Genomic DNA, 23,574 nt, shown 5'->3' on the forward strand with positions numbered 1-23,574 from the left:
TGAACGAGAGATACACCATGAGCGTGATTGACCTGGATACGACTTTCCGCGGCTATCGTCGCGACAATGGCCGCGTTGGCGTACGCAACCACGTGATCATCCTGCCGGTCGACGATCTATCGAACGCCGCGGCGCAAGCCGTGGAGAACAACATCAAGGGCACCATGGCGCTGCCGCATCCGTACGGGCGACTGCAGTTCGGCGCCGACCTCGACCTGCACTTTCGTACGCTGATCGGCGCGGGCAGCAATCCGAATGTCGCGGCGGTGGTCGTGATCGGCATCGAGGAAGGCTGGACCAAACGTGTGGTGGACGGCATTGCGAAAACCGGCAAGCCGGTGATGGGCTTCGGCATCGAACTGCACGGCGACCACGACACGATCATGCGCGCTTCGAAGGCGGCCAAGGAAATGGTGCAGTACGCCACGTCGCTCGATCGCGAGGAATGCCCGATCTCGGAGCTGTGGGTCTCCACCAAATGCGGCGAGTCGGATACGACCTCGGGCTGCGGCGCCAATCCGACTGTCGGCAATGCTTTCGACAAGCTGTACGGACTCGGCACCACGCTCGTGTTCGGCGAGACCTCGGAGTTGACCGGCGGCGAGCAGATCGTCGCAGCGCGCTGCGCCAACGACGGCGTGCGCGAGCGCTTCCAGTTCATGTTCGACCGCTATCAGGACATGATCAACCGCTGGAAGACGGACGATCTTTCCGAGTCGCAACCCACCAAGGGTAATATCGCGGGCGGCCTCACGACCATCGAGGAAAAGGCGCTCGGCAATATCCAGAAGATCGGCAAGAAGTGCATGGTGGACGGCGTGCTCGACAAAGCCGAGGAACCGACGCACTCCGGTCTATGGTTCATGGATTCGTCGTCGGCGGCGGCGGAGATGGTGACCTTGTGTGCGGCGTCCGGCTTCGCGGTGCATTTCTTCCCGACGGGGCAGGGCAACGTGATAGGCAACCCGATCGTGCCGGTCATCAAGATCTGCGCGAACCCGCGTACGGTGCGCACCATGGGCGAGCATATCGACGTCGATGTAACCGGCATCCTGCAGCGCGAACAGAACCTCGATCAGAGCGGCGACAAACTGCTCGAATGCATGATGGCCACGATCAACGGCCGCTTTACCGCGGCGGAAGCGCTCGGTCATCGCGAGTTCGTGCTGACCCGGCTGTTCGAAAGCGCCTGAGTCTGGCGGCCGGGCAAGCGCGGTTTGAGCGGTTGTTTCGCTTGCCTCGCGCTTGCCTGGTAGTATCGCAGTGGACCCCCAATTCCCGGCGCGCGCCGGCACGGAGAACGGCCACGACGCCGCCCGTTGCCGGCAAGCCATGCCGCTACGGCGCCGGTTCGACACCTGGCGGCAGCGAGTGGAGGAGACACCATCTTGCGCGTGCTCAAACATCTCTACGTGCAGGTCCTGATCGGACTTGCGGCCGGAATTCTCGTCGGTTACTTCGCGCCCGCGTTCGGCGTCGAAATGAAGCCGCTCGGCGATACCTTCATCCGCCTCATCAAGATGCTGATCACGCTGGTGATCTTCTGCACCGTGTCAGTCGGCATTGCGCGGATGGAAAGCCTCAAGCAGGTCGGCCGCGTCGGATTCAAAACATTGCTCTACTTCGAGGTGGTGACCACCATCGCGCTCGTGATCGGGCTGGTCGTGGCAAACGTGCTGCATCCCGGCGCGGGGCTGAACATCGATCCCGCCACGCTCGACGCGCACGCCGTGACGCACTACGTGGCGGACGCGCATTCGGCGTCCTCGAGCTTCTTCGATATGATCGTGCCGAATTCGGTGGTCGGCGCGTTCGCGCGTGGCGATCTGCTGCAGGTGCTGCTGTTCTCGGTGCTGTTCGGCATCGCGCTGTCGATCATGTCGCAGCGCAGCCGGTTGCTCATGCGTGGCATCGAACAGTTCGGCGATACGCTCATGCGCATTGTCGAGATGATCATGCGGCTCGCGCCGCTCGGCGCATTCGGCGCGATTGCCTTCACGGTCGGCAAATACGGCATCGGCACCTTGCAGCAACTCGGTCTGCTGATTCTCTGCTTCTACATCACCAGCATCCTGTTCATCGTCGTCGTGCTCGGTGCGGCGGCGCGCTGGGCAGGCGTCGGACTCTGGCCGCTGTTGCGCTACTTCCGCGAGGAACTGCTGATCGTGCTGGGCACGTCGACCACGGAATCCGTGCTGCCGCGCCTGATGGAGAAGCTCGAACGCATGGGCTGCCCGCGGGCGATTGTCGGCCTCGTGCTGCCCACGGGCTATTCATTCAACCTCGACGGCGCCGCGATCTATCTGACCATGACCTCGCTGTTCATCGCGCAGGCCACCAACACGCATCTCTCGCTGATGCAGCAACTGGGATTGCTGGCGATTCTGATGCTGACGTCGAAGGGCGGCGCGGGTGTGGCGGGCGCGGCGCTGGTCGCACTGACGGCGACGCTGTCGACGCACAACATCATTCCCGTGGCGGGCATCACGCTGATTCTCGGCGTCGATCGCGTGCTCAACGAAATCCGCGCGCTCACTAATATGATCGGCAACGTGGTGGCGACGCTGGTGGTTGCGCGCTGGGAAGGGGCTTTCGATGCGCGCGCGGCGCGGGAATTCCTCGCGGCTCCGCGCGAAGTCCGGGATCAGGTGCAGCCGCAGTCGCAGTCGAAACCGCAGGCTCAGGGGCCGTCGACTCAACCCGGCCTCGAGGAGAGACGCCCGGCCGCCGGCACGACGCTGCTGGAAAAGGGCGGCTAAGTAGGACAATCACGACAGCGATCCGAATGAGGATCGTCATGGGCAATGCCGCAATCGATGCATTGCGGCATTGCTTCGTGTGCGCTTCGATCGCATGCTCGGCGCAGTGCGTGGCTGGGTTTCCGGTTGAACGGTTCGCCGCGGCGCCCGACCAATACCAACAACACAACAACTTGAGGAATGACCCGATGGCCCGATTGTCTCCCGACGCGCTCACCATGCTTGCCGTCGACTCGCTGCGCCGCGCGGGCGCGTTGCCGGCCACCGCCGAGTCCACGGCTCGCGCGCTGGTCTATGCGGACCTGCGCGGTTTGTCGTCGCACGGTGTATCGCGTTTGCCGATGTATTGCGCGCAGTTGCGCAACGGCCGCGTCGATCCCGCCGCGCAAGCGACGATCGTGGCGGATCGCGGCGCGGCGGTGCTGATCGACGGCGCGGACGGTTTGGCCTATCCCGCGTGCGACCTCGCGGTCTCGACGCTTGCCGAGCGCACGAAGCAGTACGGCAGCGCGGTCGCGGGCGTGAAGCGCAGCCACCATTTCGGCGTGGGCGCGGCCCATCTGGCCGCGCTCGGCGCCGCTGGCATGGTTGCTCTTGCGTTCAGCAATTCGCCGGCGGCGATGCCCGCGTGGGGCGGCCGCCGTGCGCTGTTCGGGACCAACCCGATCGCCGCCGTGTTCCCGCGTCGCCATGGCGAGCCACTCGTGATAGACCTCGCGCTGTCGCAGATCGCGCGCGGCAAGATCGCCCTGGCCGCGCGCGACGGCAAGCCGATTCCCGAAGGCTGGGCGACCACCCCCGACGGCCAGCCGACCACCGACGCCCGCGCGGCCCTCGACGGCATGATGCTGCCGTTCGGCGGCGCCAAAGGCGCGATGCTGGCGCTGGTCGTCGAGCTGCTGGCGGCGGCTCTGACAGGCGCGAACTTCGGCTACGAAGCCGGCTCGTTTCTGACCGAAGAGGGAGAGCGCTCGCGCATCGGCCATCTGTTCTGGGCGATCGATCCAGGCGCGCTCGCCGGCGACGAAACCTATCTGTCGCGCGTGGAAGCGCTGATCGACATGATGCTCGCGGACGACGACGTGCGCTTGCCCGGTGATCGAAGAGAGCGTCTCGCGGACACGGCGCAGAAAGACGGCGTCGAGATCCCGGACGCGCTGATCGCACAACTCGAAGGTAGCAGTTAGCCGGCGTCGAGGAAGCGCCACAACCGGCGCGCCCTTGAAAGGCAAACGGAAACTATCGGCGTGGCGGATAGTTTCTCTCGAAAATGGCGATTTCCCTTGTGAGGCCACGGCGCATAGGATGAGCGGTATCGCATCACCACCGCTTCGGCCCCACCGGAGCAGCGACGGAGATCCCGCATGGAACACCACGCCCGCACGCAGGATGAACGGCTCGACATCAAGACGACCACCTGCTACATGTGCGCCTGCCGCTGCGGCATTCGTGTGCATCTGCGTGAAGGCGAGGTGCGCTACATCGACGGCAATCCGGAGCATCCGCTGAACCAGGGCGTGATTTGCGCGAAGGGCGCCTCGGGCATCATGAAGCAGTACTCGCCCGCGCGCCTCACTCAACCGCTGATGCGCAAGCCAGGCGCGGAGCGCGGCAGCGCGCAGTTCGAGCCGGTGTCGTGGGAGCATGCGTTCGACGTGCTGGAAAAGCGCCTCGGCGAAATTCGCGCCACCGACCCGAAAAAATTCGCGCTTTTCACCGGGCGTGACCAGATGCAGGCGCTAACCGGCCTCTTCGCCAAACAGTTCGGTACGCCTAATTACGCGGCGCACGGCGGCTTCTGCTCGGCCAACATGGCGGCGGGCATGATCTATACGATCGGCGGCTCGTTCTGGGAATTCGGCGGGCCGGATCTCGACAGCGCCAAGCTCTTCTTCATGATCGGCACGGCGGAGGACCATCACTCGAATCCGCTCAAGATCGCCATTTCGAAGTTCAAGCGCGCGGGCGGCCGCTTCATTGCGATCAATCCGATCCGCACCGGCTACGCGGCAATCGCCGACGAATGGGTGCCGATCAAGCCCGGCACCGATGGCGCGCTGTTCATGGCATTTCTGCACGAACTGATTGCCGCCGACGCGTGGGATCACGAATTCGTGCGCCGCTACACCAACGCGGCGGAACTCGTCGATCTCGACGAAGCCAGCGAAAACTTCGGCCTGTTCGTGCGTGATCCCGAGCGGCCGGTCGGCAACCCGCTGTTTCCGCAGAATCATCTCTGGTGGGACGCTCAAGCGGCGCGCGCCGTGCCGCATCACACGCCCGGCGTCGAACCCGCGCTCGACGGCCGCTATACGCTCGACGACGGCACGCCGGTTACGCCGTCGTTCGCCTTGCTGCGCGAACGCGTGGCCGATTGCACGCCCGAGTGGGCGGCAGGCATCACCGGCATTTCGGCGGACACGATTCGCCGCCTCGCGGGTGAAATGATCCAGACGAGCCGCGATCACCGCATCACCTTGCCGATCCGCTGGACCGACGCATGGGGCGAGACGCACGAAACGGTCACCGGCAACCCGGTTGCCTTTCACGCGATGCGCGGCCTCGCGGCGCACTCCAACGGCTTCCAGTCGATCCGCGCGCTGGCCGTGCTGATGTCGCTGCTCGGCACGATCGACACGCCCGGCGGCTTTCGTCACAAGTCGCCGTTTCCGCGCGCCGTGCCGCCGTCGGCGAAACCGCCGAACAGCCCCGACGCCGTCAAGCCGAACACGCCGCTCGCCACCGGTCCGCTCGGCTGGCCCGCTGCGCCCGAGGACCTGTTCATCGACGATCAGGGTGGGCCGGTGCGCATTGACAAGGCCTTCTCGTGGGAATATCCGCTCGCCGTGCATGGCCTGATGCACAGCGTGATTACCAACGCGTGGCGCGGCGATCCGTATCCGATCGACACGTTGATGATTTTCATGGCCAACATGGCGTGGAATTCTTCGATGAACACGATGAAAGTGCGCGAGATGCTGGTCGACAAGCACGCCAGTGGCGAGTACAAGATTCCGTTTCTGGTGGTGTGCGACGCGTTCCAGTCGGAGATGACGGCGTTCGCCGATCTGATCCTGCCCGACACGACGTATCTGGAACGGCACGACGCGATGTCCATGCTCGACCGGCCGATCTCCGAATTCGACGGTCCGGTGGATTCGGTGCGCGTGCCGGTCGTGCCGCCTACCGGCGAATGCAAGCCGTTCCAGGAAGTGTTGATCGAGCTTGCGTCGCGTCTGAAATTCCCGGCGTTCACGACCGCCGAGGGCGCAAGGCGTTATCGCGACTATCCCGACTTCGTGGTCAATTTCACGACTTCGCCGGATTCCGGCGTGGGCTTTCTGATCGGCTGGCGCGGCAAGGATGGCGACAAGGCGCTGGTGGGTGAACCGAATCCGAACCAGTGGGCGCAGTACGCGAAAAACAATTGCGTGTTCCATTACCGGCTGCCTGAGACGCTGCAGTACATGCGCAACTGCAACGGGCCGTATCTCGAGTGGGCGGTCAAGCACGGTTTTCGCAAGTTCGGTGAGCCGATTCTGATCCAGTTGTATTCCGATGTGATGCAGAAGTTCAGGCTCGCCGCGCAAGGCCGTACGAGCGGCAGGCAGCCGCCGGATCACTTGCGCGCGCGCGTCGAAAAGTACTTCGATCCGCTGCCGTTCTGGTATGCGCCGCTGGAAAGCGCGGCCACCGACCTCGACCAGTTTCCGCTCGCCGCGGTGACCCAGCGGCCGATGGCGATGTACCACTCGTGGGACTCGCAGAACGCGTGGCTGCGGCAGATTCACGGCGAGAACTATCTCTACATGAATCCGTTGATGGCCGCCGAGAACGGTATCGCCGACGGCGCCTGGATCTACGCCGAATCGCAATGGGGCCGCGTGCGTTGCATGGCGCGCTTCAGCGAGACCGTCGAGCCGGGCACGGTATGGACATGGAACGCGATCGGCAAGGCGTCGGGTGCATGGAACCTCGGCCCGGGCGCGAATGAATCGCAACGCGGTTTCCTGCTCAATCACCTCATCACCGACGAGCTGCCCGGCCGCGACGACGACGTGGCGCGGCGCATGTCGAATTCCGATCCGGTGACGGGCCAGGCCGCGTGGTACGACGTGCGCGTGCGCATCTATCCGGCGGAAGCCGACGCGCGGCACACGCTGCCGCAATTCGCGGCGATGGCCGCGGTGCCGGGTGAGAACGGCGTGATCTCGCGGATCGTGCAGACCTACTTCGCGGGACGAGGGGAGTTCGCGGCGCGGCTACGCGGCGCGACGGGGCGCAAATAGCATCGAGACAGCCGCAAGGAGCCTTTGATGACACAGATGGCATTGGTGATCGATCTGAACGTGTGCGTGGGGTGCCATGCGTGCGTGACGAGTTGCAAGGAGTGGAACACGTCGGGCGAATCGGGCAGTCTCGCCGATCTGAATCCGTACGACGCGGATCCGTCCGGCACCTTCTTCAACCGGGTGCAGAGCTTTGAAGCCGGCAGTTTTCCCAACGCCGAGACGATCCATTTTCCGAAGTCGTGTCTGCACTGCGAGGACCCGCCGTGCGTGCCGGTCTGTCCGACCGGTGCGAGCTATAAGCGCAAAGAAGACGGGCTCGTGCTGGTGGACTTCGACCGCTGTATCGGCTGCAAGTATTGCGCGTGGGCGTGTCCGTACGGCGCGCGCGAGCTCGACGAAGGGCGCAAGGAAATGACCAAGTGCACGCTGTGCGTCGATCGGATCCACGATGAAAATCTGTCGGAGCGCGACCGTCAGCCGGCCTGTGTGCTCGCTTGCCCGACTTCGGCGCGGCTGTTCGGCGATATTCATGATCCGGATTCGGTGGTGTCGAAGGCGATCGAGGAGCGCGGTGGCTACCAGTTGATGCCCGAGTGGAATACACGGCCGGCGAATCACTATTTGCCGCGTGTGCCGACCGAGGCCGCGGGTTGCGGCAGCGGTTCCTGTTCATGCAAATCGTCCGGCTCGCTGCAGGAGCCGGGCGTGTCGCCGGAATCGCTCGATGCGCAATTCGAGCGCGGCGAGTTGCACCTTGCGTCGATGGCGACGCGCATCTAATGAACCGATAGGACCTCACGATGAATCCCGCATTCTCCGTGGTTTTTCTGACCACTTTGAGCGGCGCGGCGCAGGGGCTGCTGATCGCGCTCGTCGGCGTGGAAACTGCCGCGCATCTTGGCCTGCTCGCGTCGCCTGTCGAGGCGTTCTATGTCGCTGGCGCGGGCGTGTCGGTGGTGTTGGGCGGGCTCGGACTGATCGCATCGTTCTTCCATCTCGGCCATCCCGAACGCGCATGGCGTGCGATCGCGATGTGGCGGACCTCGTGGTTGTCGCGCGAATGTCTGTGCCTGCCGGCGTTTCTCGCCTGTGCGTTTTTCTACGGTGTCGCGCATTGGTTCGGCTCGCCGTGGTCGCTCGCGATCGGCTGGCTCGGCGTGCTGGCGAGCGCCGTGCTGTTCGTCTGCACGGCGATGATCTACGCGTGTCTGCGCTTTCTGCAGGAGTGGGCTACGCCGCTCACACTGGTCAACTTCGCGCTGCTCGGCTGCGCGTCAGGCTTCACGCTGGCGACGGCTTTGGCCGCGTGGTTTGCGCCTGAGTGGACTGCTGGGCTCGCTGTCTGCGCATGCGTGCTGACGCTCGCGGGTCTCGCGAGCCGCTCGGCGTCGCTCATGCGCAATGCGCGGTTGCGGCCGAAGTCGACGGTACAGAGCGCCACCGGCATTCACAATCCGAAGCTGGTGCAGGTGTCGCGCGGCTTCACCGCCGGGGCGTTCAATCTGCGCGAGTTCTTTCATGGCAAATCGGCGGGGACGCTGCGCGGTGTCAAATGGGGCTTTCTCGCGACGGCGTTCGTCGCGCCGGTGTTGTTGATGGCGTTAGGGGCGAGCTTGCATTCGATCGGCGTTTCGCTCGGTCTGCTGGCTGCGGCGTGTCTCGTGCAGTACGCGGGGCTGGTGGCGGAGCGCTGGTTTTTCTTTGCAGAGGCGAAGCATCCGCAGAATCTTTATTACGCGAGGGTGGGGTGAGGAGCGGGGTCGCGCGGGCTTGGGTTATTGACGAGCCATTCGCCATGTGAAAAAACGGTGGGAAAATCATCCTGCAATAGAAGAATCAGAAAATCCGAATCATTTTGACTTCTAAAGCGAATTCATAAGGCCTGCATTTTTTCTGAGGGCTCCGCTGTACCGGTCGGTCAGTTCATTGCCGATAAAAGAACGACACACTGCTAAGTCAAAGGTCAGCCAAAGCGCAGACCCGTATGGCCGTGGCCGCTGTATGACGTGTTTACCCATCCAACGCCTCTCATGCCGAAGCATTTCCCCGTATGCCCGACGCATATTTAAAATCCAAAGATTAATGTCGCTTCACGCTTGCTGACCGTTAATGGCTCGCCGATTCTTCTGATGTTTTGTAGAATCGCGCAGAGCGCGGTCGCGCAGTCGGCTAACAAGAAGAGGCGGTATGAGTGCGCAGGACATAATCGGGGCGATAACCGGCGGGCTTGTCCAGAGTGACCGCATATTGAAGCTGGATACCTCACTGGGAACTGATGTCCTGGTGCCCCAGCGGGTCGTCGGTCGCTCACGAATCGGTCGTGACTACGAGTTCACTGCCGATGTCGTTTCCACATCGGGCGCGGTTGAGCTCAAGACCCTGATCGCCCAGCCGGCGACGTTGTGGATCCAGCAGACAGACAAGTCCTATCTGCCTCATCACGGATATGTGCATACCGCACGTCGCCTCGGATCGGAGAGCGGGCTCACGAGCTACCAGATCGCGTTTGCATCGTGGATGCACTTTCTGCGCTTCCATAAAGATGCGCGTATCTGGCAAGACAAGCCGGCCGACGAAATCCTGACCGATGTATTCAACATGCACCCGCAGGCCCAAGGTGCATTCCGCTTCGCCCTAAGCAAGCCCTTGCCCTCGCGTTCGTTCTGCGTGCAATACGAGAGCGACTGGAATTTCGTTCACCGGCTCATGGAAAGTGAGGGACTGTTCGGCTATTTCGAGCAGGCGGGCGACGGCAAGTCGCATACGTTCATCGTCACGGACAGCTTGGACTCGCTCCCCTCACTTTCACCGCAGACGGTTCAGTTCTATCGCGCCGGCACGAACAGCGAGACCGATGCGTTTGTTCTCTGGTCGGGCACGCGAATGCTGCAAAGCGTGACGCTCACGACTCGCACCTTCGATTACAGGGCGCCCGCTTCGCCGGGCAATCCGAAGGGGACTAACATCCCGACGCTTCCTACTCAAGGAAGCCTGCCCCAGCAAGCGGAAGTGTATGAATATACCGGGGCTTATAGCTACGGCAAACAGGACCGGGGCGATAGCCTGTCCAAAGTTCGCGTGGAAGAGTGGGAATCACGAGCCAAGCGGTTCTTCGGTGCGGGCGGTGTGCGAGGCGCGGATGCCGGCCGCTGGTTCGAACTCGACAATCACCCCGCGCACGCCGCAGATAGCGCCCAGAACCGGCGGTTCGCAATTATCGAGGCCACCTGGTTCGTTGAGAACAACCTGCCCGCGCCCGGCCACGCTGCGGATTTCCCTGATGGCCTGAAGGGCGACCTCGCGGCCATCAGAACAAACTATGCCGCTGAAGACGGACTGAAAGTTCGGCACGCTGATGGTAGTGAAGGCTTCTTCGTTGTCGAAATTGAGGCACAACGCAAGGCCGCTCCATATCGAGCATCACAAACCTGACATGCATTTGCAGTCAGCGATTGTCGCCGGCCCTGCCAATGAAGAGGTCTACACGGACTCGCTGAACCGCATCAAGGTGCGCTTCCATTGGGACCGGCTCAATAACGGCGATGAAAACTCGTCATGCTGGGTGCGCGTTGCCATGTCCGATACGGGTGGTGGATATGGTGGCGTACATGTGCCACGGGTCGGTGAAGAGGTTCTGATCAGTTGGTTGGACGGCGACTGTGACAGGCCGCTAGTCACGGGCCGCGTCTACAACGGCGCAACAAAACCTCACTGGCATTCCAACGGGTTGCTGTCCGGCTACCAATCCAGGGAATATCAGGGCAGCGGCTACAGCCAGATGTTAATGGATGACTCTACCGGCCAGAATCGCGTTCATCTATATTCCACGAACTCCAATGCCCAATTGCATTTGGGGTACCTGATCGATCAGTCCGGTAATAGGAGAGGACGTTACCTCGGCAGCGGCTTCGATCTGAAGTCCGATGCCTACGGTGCAGTGCGCGCGGGTCAAGGTCTGTACGTCACCACCTATCCGGCGGCCAGCCAACCGCTGGACGCGCGGGAAACGTCCGCCCAACTGGTCAATTCGGAAAGCGTGCTGGAAGCGATGTCGAATTCCAGTACCACGCATCAGGCGGAAAGCCTCAAGGATGGGTACGACTCGCTGAAGTCATTCAGTGACGCGACACAGAACAGCGTGTCGGGCTCATCATCAGGTGGAAACACCGCGGGCGGCGGAACGGGGAGTGCGAACGCATTCAAGCAGCCGGTCATGCTGTTTGGCAGCCCGTCGGGCATCGCCATGTCCACGCAGAAGTCCGCACATTTGTCCGCTGACCAGCATCTGAACCTCGTCGGCGGACAGAACATGCATATCGCAGCCGGTAAATCACTGATCGCGAGCGTCTCAGAGAAAATCAGTCTGTTCGTGCAGAGCGCCGGGATGAAACTGTTTGCGGGCAAAGGCAAGGTGGAAGTTCAGGTGCACGCGGACAACATCGAACTGACCGCACAAAAGACGTTGAAGCTGTTGTCGGCAACGGAAAAGGTCGAGGCGGCAGCGAAGCAGGAAATCCTGCTTACATCGGGCGGTGCGTATATCCGAGTTAGGGACGGCAACATCGAGATTCATGCGCCTGGCAAGATCGATGTCAAGGGCGGCCAGCATTCGTTCGCAGGGCCAACCCAAATGTCCGCTGCCATCCCCACCATGCCCGGTTCGGAAGGTAACTACGATCAGGCATTTATCGCGCATTGGGCAGGCACGGATATCCCCGCGGCCAATACGAGGTTCCAGATGTTCTCTGACGGCACGCTCATTTCGCAGGGTGTCACGAACGATCTCGGTGAAACAGGGCTGACGCAGAGTCACGTGCCCAAAGACGTGGTCATTAAATTTCTGGAGAACCATTGATGGGTGACAAGCAGGGCACAGTCCTTGGAACGGGCACGGCAATGCTGACGCCCAGCGGCTACCAGGTTCGCCCGAAAGTCGCGCTAAGCAGTTGCAACAGGATCGTGCCGCCCGCAGCGGCTTCGATAATCGGGAAATGTCCGTACTACTATCAGCCATTACACGGTGAGTATCTTGAAACGGTAGAAAAGGTTAGCGTCTCAAGTGCCTGGGAAACGGTCAAGGCTTTTGCCACCTCGTGGGATCCATGGAAAGACAAGGAGGTCGCGCGTCGTTTGCTGCGTCGTCGCGAGCAGTTGATAGCGCCTGAGAGCACCGATTCCGATTGGTCTCGTCATGGCAATTTCATGATGCGACATGTCGGTTGCGAGCATAAACCGCCCTCGTATTACGTGAGCTATGGGTACTACTATTGCTCTACTTATGGAGCCAAGCTTTATCCGAAGTTGAGTCCGGAAGGGCAGGCGTGGCTACAAAAAGCGCGGTGGCATCTTCAGAAAAATATGGAAGATGGACTCAACAAGAACATGATGGGAGATTTGATTCGGATGAGCAGCCAGAAGCCGGGGAATGGCAGCTTCAAGATGATGGTTCCGCAATACGAACTTGAACTCGACGACGATATGTTCAAGGCCTTCGCGTTCAGGACACACCCTCTGGCCTATCTGGATGGCGGTCTCGCAGATCTTCCGGTTTCGGACCTCGCAAAAATTACGGCGCAACCAAACATTCAGGAGTGGGGTGACGCACGAACGTGGGAGCAGGCGGTCGACAGTGGCAAAGTGGTCCTCCCGAACATGATTAACCGCTCGGATATGGATGATCCCGTCGGCAAGGCTCTCGGCCGACTGCTGGCGAAGTGATATGCAAAAAGCTAAACGCTGGAAAATTTCGATCGGCGGGCTCGCGCTTCTCGCCGCTGTAACCTATGGATACCAGAGCATGACGACAGGTTGGGAAACGATTGCGACCGCCTTTTCAAAAGGTGACAAGCCCTATGGTGGCGGAGAATTTCGTATTCGCGGAAACCAGGTGATCAGTCTGAAGCTCGCAGATCCAGAAATCACTTTCAAGCCAGCGAGTCAGTTGAAGGATCCGCAGGTGGCAGAGCCAACCGAAGAATGGATGAATGACTCCGGCGAGCGCCTAAACCGGTCAACTGTAAATTTCTTGCAGGGGACCATCGAAGCTGGGATAAAGCGCACGTTCCAGCAACGAGGTCAGGATGCCGCATGGTGGTATTCAAAAGACTGGGGTACCGTCTATATCAGCACGGGTTGGATGGATTACAAAGCACCTCGCCTATCGAACGGCCTGGCACCGCAAATTACCAAACTCTGGCGCTCCAGCGACGGCGGCCGCAACTGGACGCAATTGAACTGGCAAGCAGATCACAACATCGGACAGTTGCTGTTTCTCGATCCGCAACGCGGCTATGCAATTGGATGGGGACCTCACATATGGCGCACGGCGGATGGCGGTCAGTCCTGGCACGAGGTCAAGGTGCCGCCGCTCGCCGACGTTGGTAAGCCCCGCAAAACATTTGACGGGGTGAACCTGGCCCCCGATGGTGTGCTGCGTGTTGCCTACTATGTCGAACAAGCCGGCGACATCAAAACATCCAGTCTTGTCTACCGGCTGAGTTGGGACCAGGCTGACTTCGAGCCGGATGTCGTGCTGCCGGATCAGACGGTAGTCGACCTGCAATCATCCCCGCAAACGAGCGGCGGTTACTCGCTGTATGCGCTGTCCCGGTTGGGGGCGCCGCGCAATTGGGATGACCCGAGCGACAAGGGGCATCGCACAGGCGCTGTTTCAGTATGGAGAAACGTCCAGAAAGCCAGTGCGCAGCAGTTGCATACGTTTGACGACCGCTTGATGCTCGACGGTCTCAGCGTAGGTCAGCAAGGCGTGCTGCTGGTCTATGCCACGGATGCGACGGGCGATGGCGCACCACGGGATCTCACCTTCGTCAGCAAGGATTTCGGAAAGTCATGGAACGACCTGAATGACGGGGCTGCTCAAGGCGGCTACTTCGATCCCGATACGAACACGCAGTACGCGTTGTTTGCCTACACGCTGAAGAAAAGGAAGCTATAGCGATCTGGGTTTATCGTTTTTGAATAGGTGGGTCGACGTCACGACCCACCCAATCTACCCGCACGCCCCCACTTCACCACACGCCGTGCAAAAGTCACACCCGTCCTTGCGAATCACCGCATTCGCCCCGCACGACCCGCACTTACGCCCGAGCATCGTATGCAGGCCTTGCGCTCCGCCGGGCTGCGTCAACGCGAGCGCGTCGGCGTCAGTCTCAACGGGATGCGGCCGGATGCCGAAATCCGCCGGCAACGCCGTCTCGGCCCGCATCTGTCCGCGCGGCAAACGCGCCAGCATGCGCGAAGGCACCTGGTTACCTTCGGCATCGAGAAACCCGCGCCGATGCAGAATCTGTTGGATCGCAAAGGCGAGGGCGGCCACTTCCGAATCGTGCCAGCGCGGCGTGCGATGCCCGTCGAGACGCTGCACCTCACCGAGCCGGACCTGGCCGCGATCCCACGAAACCTTGCGCATGTCCTGCAAGTTGCGCGCGACAAAACCGCCGCGTGCCGCCAGCGACAGCGAACGCATCGTCGCCGTGATCCATTGCTGCGATTCGTCGCGCTGACCGGTCGGAATGAAGAACTCGATGGGCCGTTCGATGGTGACGTCTTCACCGCCCAGCCGTCCCGTGACCTCGATGAACGATACCGCCACATAGAGCGACTTCTTGCCCGCCTGCGTCAGATATTCGACCTTCTCGATGATCGCGGGCAGCTCGCCTTTAGGCCGATGATCGATCGCGATCCGCAACGGGTCGAGGTCGCTCTCGGCCAGCGTGTCGTCGGCTTGCGGCGGGCTCACGCTGAGCACCGCGCCGAGCGTTTCGTTGGGCCGATAGGTGGCAAGACCCTTGAGGCCGTTTTTCCACGCATCGAAGTAGAGGCTTTCGAACGCTTCGAACGGATAGTCGGCGGGCACGTTCACCGTCTTCGAGATCGACGTGTCCACGTACGGTTGCACGGCCGCCATCATGTCGAGATGGTCGCGCGCCGACATTTCCAGCGCGCTGACGAAATAGTCCGGCAGCTTGCTCGTGTCGCCGCCGAGTTCGCGATAGAGCCGATACGCGTAGTCTTCGACATCGAAGGATTCGCGGCCGCCGTCGGCCATCACCTTCATACGCGTGTAGGTCCACGAGAAGGCCGGCTCGATGCCGTTCGACGCGTTGTCCGCGAAAGCGAGGCTCACCGTGCCGGTCGGCGCGATGGACAGTAGATGGCTGTTGCGAATGCCATCGCTGCGAATCGCCTGCTTGATGTCCTCGGGCAGACGCGAGGCGAACGTGCCGGCTTCCAGATAACGCGCGGCATCGAAGAGCGGAAATGCGCCACGCTCGCGCGCCAGTTCCACGGATGCGCGATACGCCTCGTCGCGCATCAGTTGCGCGATGCGCACGGCGAAGTCGCGCCCTTCCTGCGAGTTGTAGCGCAAGCCGAGCATGACGAGCGTATCGCCGAGGCCAGTGAAGCCCACGCCGATGCGCCGCTTGGCGCGCGACTCGTCGTATTGCTGCTGCAGCGGCCACAGCGTGACGTCGAGCACGTTGTCGAGAAAGCGCACTTGTGTGCGCGTGCGTTTGGCGAGGCCGTCCCAGTCGAACGAAGGCTTGCGGCCTTTCATCTGCGCGAACGGATCGATCACGAAACGCGTGAGGTTCAGCGGCCCGAGATTGCAGCAGCCGTACGCCGGCAGCGGTTGTTCGCCACACGGATTGGTGGCGCGGATGGTTTCGACCGCGCGCAGATTGTTGTCCTCGTTCATGCGCGAGATGAACACGATGCCGGGTTCCGCGACGTCGTACGTGGAGCGCATGATGCGATCCCAGATCGCGCGCGCGGGGCGTTCGCTGTAGACCCACAGGCCGTCTTCGCGTTGCCGCACGTCGTCGGCCGCGCGTTGGGCGGGCGAAGGCTCGGCGCGATGCACGAGTTGCCAGGGCTGATCTTCCTCGACCGCGCGCATGAATTCATCGGTCACGCCGACCGAGACGTTGAAGTTATTCCAGCGGCCCTTCGAATGCTTGGCCTCGATGAACTCCAGCAGGTCGGGGTGATTGCAGTCGAGCACGGCCATCTGCGCACCGCGCCGCGAACCGGCGCTCTCGACGGTGCGGCACGACGCGTCGAACACGTCCATATAACTGCACGGCCCGGACGCCGACGAACTGGTGGTGTGAACGCGCGCGCCCTTCGGACGGATCGCGGAGAAGTTGTAGCCGACGCCGCCGCCGCGGCGCATGGTTTCGGCCGCTTGCAGCAAGGCGACGTAAATGCCGGGCAGGCCTTGTTCGTCGACGCCCTGAATCGCGTCGCCCACCGGTTGCACGAAGCAATTGATCAGCGTGGCCGCAATGCCGGTGCCCGCCGCGCTCATGATGCGGCCGGCGCCGAGCGCGCCGTGCCGCAGGTTGTCGACGAAGAGCGCTTCAACCGACTCGCGCAACGCTTGCGGCTCCGCCTCGGCGACGCCGCGCGCGACGCGCTTGAACACATCGTCGGCCGATTGTTCGTCGCCTTTCGCGTACTTCTCTAGCAGGACGTCGAGGGAGAATTGTTGCGGCGCGACGAGTGGAGCGGGCGGCGCGGGGGGCGCTATTTGCGCGCGGGTTTCCGGCGTGTCTTCGGCCATGGTATGCCCTCAATCGGCGCCGCACGGGGCACGGCGCGGTGGGTGGACGTGCGGGTCACGATAGCGCCGCGCGTGGAGCCGGCAGGTGACTTGACGCAACGACGTCCACCTTAACGCACGTGGCGAAGGGCCGCAATCAGAGGGTGTTTTACCCACGGCGCGGAGCGGGTCGCGCGAGGCGCGTGCCGCTATGTGGGTTGGTCCGCCGGGCAAATCGGGCACGTCAGGCACGTGGCGGAACGCACGCGCGACGCCGGCAGGCAGATGAGGCTCAGGCTTCGACGCACTCCAGCAGTTCAGCGCAAATCATCGCGGAAGCGTTCAAAGGCGCCGGCCGCTCGGCCGGTTTGAATACCGCGTCGCCGCGGCGAATCTTGCGCCGCGAGACCGCGCAGGTTCCCGAGGTATGTGCCGACCTGCGGCGCCACCGCTGCTCGCCGTAATGACATTTACCCGGCTCGACCCAGCGAATTACCAGCGTCGTGTCCGAACGCTCGAGAATCTCGATGCGGACGCCATTGGTACCGTCAAGGGGGATGGACTCTAAGGTCATCGTCGTCGGCTCCGTATTGTGTGGTGTGCCGAATGTAGTCCCGCGCGCGTCGGATAGCCATTGTGTCGCGGTTGAAACACTGTTCTTCAAATAGCAACAATGAAACTTGACATTCGCGCTATCCCGAAAAGACGGGCCTTCGCGGGCCATTGTTAAGTTGAATTTACGATAGGGCGGATTTTTGCAACGCAGTGTTGTACGCAGTGAGACAAGCGTTCGACCCGCAAAGGGCGCCGGTGCTTCCTTTAAGATGTGGTTATTGATGAGCGACCGTGCAACGGCAGTGTAGCGGTTTTGCATTTTTCCGGTCGGCTCGCGCACACACCGAAGGAAGTCCTTGGGGGCACCTTCACAAAACCATAAGAGCTCACATGAATTCACGCCCGCCTGTCGCACCTCCTGAACCACCTGACGCGTCGGACTGCCTGAAGAAGCAGAAAGCGGCCTCCCTCGTGTTGTACATCGGACTGGTGCTGCTGGCGTTGTGGGTCGCGCGCGATTTCATCGCGGTGGTGGCATGGGCCGCCGTGATTGCAATCGCACTCTGGCCGCTGTTGCGCAGGGTCGAGGGCAACCGCTGGTTCACCGGACGCACGACGCTGATCGCGGCTGTCTTGACGCTGGCGATCGCGTTGCTGGTCGTGCTGCCGGTGGGCATCGGCATTGCCCAGGCGCTACGCGAGGCGCATGACATGAACGAGTGGTTCAAAGATGCCCAGGAAAACGGCATTCCGCTGCCGGATTTCATCCAGCATCTGCCGTTCGGCGTGCAACAGGCTTCTACGTGGTGGCAGGCCAACCTCGCTCAGCCACTGCGCGAATCGGCCGCCATGAAAGGACTGCACAGCACCACGGTGATGACGCTCGGCCGCCACTTCGGCGCGCGCGCGGTGCATGCCGTGGCGGTGTTCGGCTTCATGCTGATCACGCTATTCGTGATCTTTCAGGCGGGGCCGCGCTTGTCCGGCTCGCTGCTGAAGGGCGTGCGGCGCGGCTTCGGCGACGACGGCGCGCAACTTCTGCTGCGGATGGCCACGGCGGTGCGCGGCACGGTGTCGGGACTGGTCGTGGTCGGACTCGGCGAGGGCGCGTTGATGGGCGTCGCCTATTTCGTGACGGGCCTGCCGCATGTCGCGCTGCTCGCGCTCGTCACCGCGATCGCCGCGATGCTGCCGTTCTGCGCGCCGATCACCTTTGGTCTCGCGGCCTTGTGGCTGGTCGCGCAAGGCTCGGTGGCAGCGGGCGTCGGCCTCGCCGTGTTCGGCTCGGTCGTGGTGTTCATCGCCGAGCACTTCGTGCGGCCGGTGTTGATCGGCAACTCGACGCGTTTGCCGTTCCTGCTCGTGCTGTTCGGCATTCTCGGCGGAGCGGAAACTTTCGGCCTGCTCGGCATCTTCATCGGCCCCGCGCTGATGACCGTGCTGATGGTGTTGTGGACCGACCTCGTGCAATAGTTGCACTGTTTTTTCAGGCCCATCCCATTTCAGCCAGTACTGCTGAACCGTTCAGGGCCGCTGATACGAAGGATGTTCCAGCGGCGGCTGCTGTGGTTGCTGCGGTCGCGACTGCGGTTGCGGCTTCACGCAACCGAGCGTGTATTTGAGCGCCGCGGGCAGCAGCGTGCTCCAGACGTCCCACGTATGGCCGCCGTCGATAATGCGCAGCGCCGCCGGATTGCCCGCCAGCCGCAAGTGCGTATAGAGCGAAGACGCATCGGCCTGGATCGCGAGGTCGTCGTCGCCGGCGGCGATGAACATCGGCAGACGGTACGGCCGGCTCATATAGCGGTCCCACTGCGCCGGATAGTTGAGTTCGTGCCAGACCCGCGCGTCGAACTCGCGCTCGCCGAACACACCGACGCGGCGCGCAGCCGACGCACGCGGCGGCTCGTTCGGATAGATCGCGGGGCTCAGCAGCAGCGCGCCGCAAAAGCGCTCCGGTTGCGTCATCGCATAGCGCAGCGCGCCGAAGCCACCCATCGAGACGCCGCCGATTATCCGTCCGCCGCGTTGCGTCGAGACCGCGTAGCGCGCTTCGATCTCGGGCAGCAGATCCTCGAAGAACGCGGTCTCCATCTTCTCCTTGCGATCGACGTACCAGTCCGTGCCGCCTTGCGGCATCACGATCACGACGGGCGGCATGTCCTTGTGCTCGATCAGCGCGTCGGCGGCGCTCTGCAGATGGCCTTGCGCGATCCAGTCGTTGGCGTCGCCGTTGTTGCCGTGCAGGAGATACAGCACGGGCAGGCGGCCGACGTCATGGCGATAGCCGGTCGGCAGATAGATCGTGTAAGCCCAGTCGCGGCCGAGGGCGTCGGAATGGAAGCTGCGGCTGATCACGGTGCTGGCGAGCACTGGCGCGCTGCTCGAGGCCGCGCAGAGCGCAACGAGGGCGGAACGTAGGAAAAGACGCATGTCAGAGTAGGAGGCCGCGGCGTGGGTCGCGCGCGGCCGTCATGCTATCAGGATCGGCGGTGAATTTTTGAGCAACGGTCGCCGGCCGGCGTACGCCGCTCAGGGCGATGTCCGCAGCCGCCCGGCATACAGCCGGCCAGCCAGACGCTTGAGCGGTTCCGCGCCCAGCGCCACCGCGAACAGCGCACCGATCGCAATCGCATCCGCGAGCAGTCCGAGCGGATAGTTCAGGTAACCGTCCGTCGCCGCGTACAGCACGGAATCGACCACGAGCGAGATCACCGCGCCGGCGATAAAGCACAGCAAGCCCTTGCGGCCGATCACGCCGACCCACGGCACCCATTGCGCGAGCTTCTTCGCCCAGCCGAGCTGAATCAGATTCGCGACGAGCCACGCGATGGCGAGGAAATTGACCGCGCGCAGGTACGAGAGGTTTTGCTTGAGGCTGCCATCGAGCGGCTCGTGCTCGATAAAGAGCTTGTAGTAAGCGGCGGCCGCGACCACCGCAAACGCCAGCAGGCTGACGACCCAGCTCAGGCGGTGCGCGCTGATGCGCTGATAAACCGGCTGGCAACGGGCCAGCACGCCGAGCACGAACAGCAATTGCCAGGCGAACGGATTGAAATCCCAATGCATGTCCGGCGCGGCGGGCAGGTAGGCGTCGATGGCGGGCGCGCCGGCCCACAGCGCGACGCTGCCGGCCAGCAGCAGCCACGGCTTGCTGCGCGCGAGCGGCAGGATCATCGGCACCAGCAGGGCGAAAAACGCGTACATGGGCAGCACCGAGGCCAGATACGGCTGGCGGCGGAACAGCAGGATGTCGCCGAGAGCCGCGAGCGGGGTGTCCATCAGATCGTCGAGATCGGTGGTGGCGAGATTCGGCCCGTCGATGCTGAAGGCGGTGAGCACGGCGCTGACCAGCAACATCAGCGCAGCAGTGACGAGGAACGCGCGATAGATCTCCAGCGAGCGTCGCAGGAAACGGCTGCGCGCGATCGTCTCGTTGCGCCGTTCGGCCAGTGCGGCGTAGGCCGTGGCGGTCGCGAAGCCGCCGAGGAACACGAAGACCTCGGCGGCGTCGCACAGCGCGTAGGCGTGCAGGGTGACGCGCGACAGAATGCTGCCGCCGATGTGATCGACGACGATGATCAGAAGGACCAGCCCTCGAAAAAAATCGAGTTCGATCAGGCGGGATTGCGACTTTTGCATTGTGTGGCGCCAAAAGCAAACCCCGTGCGACGGCGCGCTGGTTCAGCGCGGCAGGCGTCTCACAAGGCTTTTAGAAATTGGATTGGATGCTGCGGCGGATACGCGACCCGCGTCGCCGCTTTCAACCGGCCGGACGTGGCGCGGTTGCAGGGGGCAGTAAAAATGACCCACGTGGCGGCGCGGAGTTCCGCTGCGCCGCCGCAAGAAGGTTGCGATTATATTTCCTTTCGTGACAAATCTGCCTGCGGCAGGGCAAGTCAGCGCGCGTCGGCCGCAGCCGGTATCAAGTCCGCGCGGCGTTGCGCCGTTTACCTGAATGAGCGCCGCGACAAAAGGGCCCAACGCACCAAGTGGAGATTTCGCAACGTTTTGAGATATCGATACGACACCCAATGGACGGCGACCTAACGGCGTGTGAGGATTTCTGAAAGCGCGTCAAGGTCGATGCAGCACCTTGTAAGGCGCAAAGAACAAAGCGGCCGGATCGAGTTGTCCCATTGCTCGAGTGCAGGGAGATCGTCATGAACAAGCAAGTGTTCGCGCTAGCTGTCTCCACCGCTATGTCCGCCGCTTTTGCCGCGCCCGCCCTGGCGCAGACGAGTGTCACGCTATATGGCGTGCTCGACGAAGGCATCAACTACACGAACAATGTCGGCCGCGGCCATGTCTATGAGCTGGCGAGCGGCTATGCGCAAGGCAGCCGCTGGGGGCTGAAGGGCGCCGAGGAACTGGGCGGCGGCCTGAAAGCGATCTTCCAGCTGGAAAACGGTTTCGACGTGAGTTCCGGGCGGCTCAACCAGGGCGGCCGGATGTTCGGCCGCCAGGCCTTCGTCGGCTTGAGCGCGGAGCGCTACGGCACGTTGACGTTCGGCCGCCAGTACGATTCGGTGGTCGATTATCTGGCCCAGACCACGGCCAACGGCAACTGGGCCGGCTTGCTCTTCTCCCACCCGTACGACAACGACAACACGGACAACTCGTTCCGACTCGACAACTCGATCAAGTACACGAGTCCGTCGCTGTCCGGCTTCCAGTTCGGCGGCGTCTATAGCTTCAGCAACGACACCAACTTCGCCAACAATCGCGCGTACAGTTTCGGCGGCCAGTATTCTTATGGCGGCCTGCTGGTGGCCGCGGCCTATCTGCAAGCCGACAATCCCGGCAATGGAGCGAACGGGGCGATCACGGCGAACGACGCCAGCTTCATCGCCGCCCGTATGCGTGTGTTCGGCGGTGGCATCACCTATACGTTCGGTCCGGCGACGGCCGGCTTCGTCTATACCAACTCGAACTATCTGGACCCGACCGGCAACGGCTATCTCGGCGTGACGCCGCTCGTGCCGCCGGGCGTATTGCTGAACTCGCTGAAGTATCAGAACTTCGAGGTGAACGGCAAGTATCAGATTTCGCCGATGCTGTTCGTCGGTGCACAGTACGTGTACACGATGGAAACCTACGACGCCTCGACCGGCGGCGTGAAGCCGAAGATTCACTCGTTCGGCCTGATGGCGGATTACAACCTGTCCAAACGCACCGACGTCTACATCCAGGGCGAGTATCAGCAGGTGACGGGCGACGCGACCTATTCGATTCTGGACGACGCGTTCAACGTCGGCACGCAGTCTCCTTCATCGACCTCGAGGCAGGTCGTGGTGCGCGCAGCGATCCGGCACAAGTTCTGACTTCACCTGGGCTAACCACCTCGGCTAACTTTACCTGGCCGCGCCGCGCGGCCGTTTGTGTTTAGGCGCCGCCACAGCGGGCGTCTTTGTGCCGATCAACTCCGCCACCCAGTCGACAAAAATCCGCACCCGCGGCGCCAGATGCCGGCCGTGCGGAAACACCACCGACACCGGCAGCGGCGGCGCTTTCCAGTCCTTCAGCACTTCGACGAGTTCGCCGCTTGCGAACAGCGGCGCGTCCACGCTGCCGACCGGCCCCTGAATCATGCCGAGCCCGGCGAGACAACAACCTATATAGGCATGCGCGCTGTTGACCGAGACGGCGCTGCGCATCGCGACCGTCTTCAGTTCGCCTTGCTCCTGATACTCCCAGTCGAGATCGCGCCCGCTGCGGCTGGAGAAAAAGCCGACCGCGACATGGTCGTCCAGATCGGCGGGCGTGCGCGGCAAGCCGTGTTTCTCGATGTACCCGCGCGACGCGCAATTGACCTGCTCGAACTCGCCGATGCGCCGCGCGACCAGCGTCGTGTCGCCCATGCTGCCGACCCGCACCGCGCAGTCCACGCCGTCCTCGATCAGATCGATCATGCGATCGGTCGCGCTCAGCACGACGCGAATGTCCGGATAACGCGCGAAGAATTCCGGCAGCGCGGGGATCACCACATGCAGTGCCAAGCGCTCCGGCAGGTCGACGCGGATCACGCCGCGCGGACCGCTGGCGACGTCGGCGAACAGCGCCTCGGCGTCGTCGATCTCGGCCAGCACCTGGACGCAGCGCTCGTGATAGGCGGCGCCTTCAGGCGTGAGCGCGACGCGCCGCGTGGTGCGCTGAAGCAGCCGCACGCGCAGATGGCTTTCCAGGTATTGGATCGCGTTACTGACGGTGGGGCGCGGCAGTTGCATCTGCTCGGCGGCTTTGGTGAAGCTGCCGAGTTGCGCGACGCGCGCGAAGACTCTCATGGCTTGCAAGTGATCCATCGACGACGCTCTCCGTCTGAGAAGCAGCCGGACCGGGTTCGGGTGGCTTTCCATTACCCTGATTGTTAACCGTTTTCGACCAATCTGATCGGACGCCGCGC

The 23,574-nt window shown here is 62.7% G+C and carries 15 protein-coding genes and 1 pseudogene; 11 read left to right on the forward strand and 5 right to left on the reverse strand.

Features of this window, described 5'->3' with window-relative positions; all coding sequences use genetic code 11:
- Positions 1-17: 17 nt before the first annotated feature.
- The 9 genes and pseudogenes from P0D96_RS15025 to P0D96_RS15065 all read left to right on the forward strand — a co-directional run bounded on the left by P0D96_RS15025 (position 18) and on the right by P0D96_RS15065 (position 14,006).
- Positions 18-1,193, forward strand: coding sequence for a UxaA family hydrolase (locus P0D96_RS15025; protein WP_132382976.1), 1,176 nt, complete (start codon positions 18-20; stop codon positions 1,191-1,193).
- Between the two features lie 195 nt (positions 1,194-1,388).
- A complete protein-coding gene (gene dctA / locus P0D96_RS15030; RefSeq protein ID WP_132382978.1) occupies positions 1,389-2,759 on the forward strand; it encodes a C4-dicarboxylate transporter DctA in 1,371 nt (456 codons plus the stop codon).
- A gap of 188 nt (positions 2,760-2,947) precedes the next feature.
- Positions 2,948-3,946, forward strand: a complete 999-nt coding sequence (locus P0D96_RS15035) for an Ldh family oxidoreductase (RefSeq protein ID WP_408178369.1) — start codon at positions 2,948-2,950, stop codon at positions 3,944-3,946.
- Between the two features lie 177 nt (positions 3,947-4,123).
- Entirely contained in the window at positions 4,124-7,048 is a 2,925-nt protein-coding gene (locus tag P0D96_RS15040; protein WP_408178368.1) for a molybdopterin-dependent oxidoreductase, read from the forward strand.
- 27 nt (positions 7,049-7,075) lie between these two features.
- Positions 7,076-7,831, forward strand: coding sequence for a 4Fe-4S dicluster domain-containing protein (locus tag P0D96_RS15045; RefSeq protein WP_408178367.1), 756 nt, complete (start codon positions 7,076-7,078; stop codon positions 7,829-7,831).
- 20 nt (positions 7,832-7,851) lie between these two features.
- On the forward strand, positions 7,852-8,802 hold the full coding sequence (locus P0D96_RS15050; protein ID WP_408178366.1) for a dimethyl sulfoxide reductase anchor subunit family protein: 951 nt from the start codon (positions 7,852-7,854) through the stop codon (positions 8,800-8,802).
- Positions 8,803-9,238: 436 nt separating this feature from the next.
- A pseudogene (locus tag P0D96_RS15055) lies at positions 9,239-11,906 on the forward strand (type VI secretion system Vgr family protein).
- Positions 11,906-12,769, forward strand: coding sequence for a hypothetical protein (locus P0D96_RS15060; RefSeq protein ID WP_408178365.1), 864 nt, complete (start codon positions 11,906-11,908; stop codon positions 12,767-12,769). The pseudogene P0D96_RS15055 and the gene P0D96_RS15060 overlap by 1 nt, the downstream one beginning before the upstream one ends.
- A 79-nt stretch (positions 12,770-12,848) precedes the next feature.
- Positions 12,849-14,006, forward strand: coding sequence for a glycosyl hydrolase (locus tag P0D96_RS15065; protein ID WP_408314150.1), 1,158 nt, complete (start codon positions 12,849-12,851; stop codon positions 14,004-14,006).
- A 54-nt stretch (positions 14,007-14,060) separates the two neighbouring features.
- Here the strand turns inward: P0D96_RS15065 and P0D96_RS15070 are convergent, their stop codons facing one another.
- Positions 14,061-16,637: an adenosylcobalamin-dependent ribonucleoside-diphosphate reductase gene (locus P0D96_RS15070; RefSeq protein WP_408178364.1), complete on the reverse strand. Its 2,577-nt coding sequence runs from the start codon at positions 16,635-16,637 to the stop codon at positions 14,061-14,063.
- Between the two features lie 271 nt (positions 16,638-16,908).
- The gene (locus P0D96_RS15075) at positions 16,909-17,190 is read right to left on the reverse strand and encodes a DUF3331 domain-containing protein (protein ID WP_106311561.1); all 282 of its coding nucleotides are present in this window, start codon (positions 17,188-17,190) and stop codon (positions 16,909-16,911) included.
- A gap of 371 nt (positions 17,191-17,561) precedes the next feature.
- On the opposite strand from P0D96_RS15075, the gene P0D96_RS15080 reads away from it, so the two are divergent.
- Complete coding sequence (locus tag P0D96_RS15080) at positions 17,562-18,644, forward strand: AI-2E family transporter (protein ID WP_408314097.1); 1,083 nt, start codon at positions 17,562-17,564, stop codon at positions 18,642-18,644.
- Between the two features lie 51 nt (positions 18,645-18,695).
- Here the strand turns inward: P0D96_RS15080 and P0D96_RS15085 are convergent, their stop codons facing one another.
- Together P0D96_RS15085 and P0D96_RS15090 are read right to left on the reverse strand one after the other, a co-directional pair.
- Positions 18,696-19,604 carry an alpha/beta hydrolase gene (locus P0D96_RS15085; protein ID WP_408314099.1) on the reverse strand — a complete coding sequence of 303 codons (909 nt, stop codon included), beginning with the start codon at positions 19,602-19,604 and terminating at the stop codon, positions 18,696-18,698.
- A 99-nt stretch (positions 19,605-19,703) separates the two neighbouring features.
- Positions 19,704-20,813, reverse strand: coding sequence for an OpgC domain-containing protein (locus P0D96_RS15090; RefSeq protein ID WP_132382997.1), 1,110 nt, complete (start codon positions 20,811-20,813; stop codon positions 19,704-19,706).
- A 521-nt stretch (positions 20,814-21,334) separates the two neighbouring features.
- On the opposite strand from P0D96_RS15090, the gene P0D96_RS15095 reads away from it, so the two are divergent.
- Positions 21,335-22,495, forward strand: coding sequence for a porin (locus P0D96_RS15095; protein WP_132382999.1), 1,161 nt, complete (start codon positions 21,335-21,337; stop codon positions 22,493-22,495).
- A 30-nt stretch (positions 22,496-22,525) separates the two neighbouring features.
- Here P0D96_RS15095 and P0D96_RS15100 read toward each other — a convergent pair whose 3' ends face one another.
- Complete coding sequence (locus P0D96_RS15100; protein ID WP_408314101.1) at positions 22,526-23,473, reverse strand: LysR family transcriptional regulator; 948 nt, start codon at positions 23,471-23,473, stop codon at positions 22,526-22,528.
- Between the last annotated feature and the right edge of the window lie 101 nt (positions 23,474-23,574).

Source organism: Paraburkholderia sp. RL17-347-BIC-D (assembly GCF_046027915.1).
GTDB lineage: Bacteria > Pseudomonadota > Gammaproteobacteria > Burkholderiales > Burkholderiaceae > Paraburkholderia.

Excerpts from the sequence above, each read along its gene's own strand:
- P0D96_RS15080 (WP_408314097.1), top strand. The coding sequence starts at position 17,562 with ATGAATTCACGCCCGCCTGTCGCACCTCCTGAACCACCTGACGCGTCG.
- P0D96_RS15075 (WP_106311561.1), bottom strand. The coding sequence starts at position 17,190 with ATGACCTTAGAGTCCATCCCCCTTGACGGTACCAATGGCGTCCGCATC.
- P0D96_RS15070 (WP_408178364.1), bottom strand. The coding sequence starts at position 16,637 with ATGGCCGAAGACACGCCGGAAACCCGCGCGCAAATAGCGCCCCCCGCG.
- P0D96_RS15025 (WP_132382976.1), top strand. The coding sequence starts at position 18 with ATGAGCGTGATTGACCTGGATACGACTTTCCGCGGCTATCGTCGCGAC.
- P0D96_RS15085 (WP_408314099.1), bottom strand. The coding sequence starts at position 19,604 with ATGCGTCTTTTCCTACGTTCCGCCCTCGTTGCGCTCTGCGCGGCCTCG.
- P0D96_RS15090 (WP_132382997.1), bottom strand. The coding sequence starts at position 20,813 with ATGCAAAAGTCGCAATCCCGCCTGATCGAACTCGATTTTTTTCGAGGG.
- P0D96_RS15045 (WP_408178367.1), top strand. The coding sequence starts at position 7,076 with ATGACACAGATGGCATTGGTGATCGATCTGAACGTGTGCGTGGGGTGC.
- P0D96_RS15065 (WP_408314150.1), top strand. The coding sequence starts at position 12,849 with ATGACGACAGGTTGGGAAACGATTGCGACCGCCTTTTCAAAAGGTGAC.
- P0D96_RS15040 (WP_408178368.1), top strand. The coding sequence starts at position 4,124 with ATGGAACACCACGCCCGCACGCAGGATGAACGGCTCGACATCAAGACG.
- P0D96_RS15095 (WP_132382999.1), top strand. The coding sequence starts at position 21,335 with ATGAACAAGCAAGTGTTCGCGCTAGCTGTCTCCACCGCTATGTCCGCC.
- P0D96_RS15035 (WP_408178369.1), top strand. The coding sequence starts at position 2,948 with ATGGCCCGATTGTCTCCCGACGCGCTCACCATGCTTGCCGTCGACTCG.
- P0D96_RS15050 (WP_408178366.1), top strand. The coding sequence starts at position 7,852 with ATGAATCCCGCATTCTCCGTGGTTTTTCTGACCACTTTGAGCGGCGCG.
- P0D96_RS15100 (WP_408314101.1), bottom strand. The coding sequence starts at position 23,473 with ATGGATCACTTGCAAGCCATGAGAGTCTTCGCGCGCGTCGCGCAACTC.
- P0D96_RS15060 (WP_408178365.1), top strand. The coding sequence starts at position 11,906 with ATGGGTGACAAGCAGGGCACAGTCCTTGGAACGGGCACGGCAATGCTG.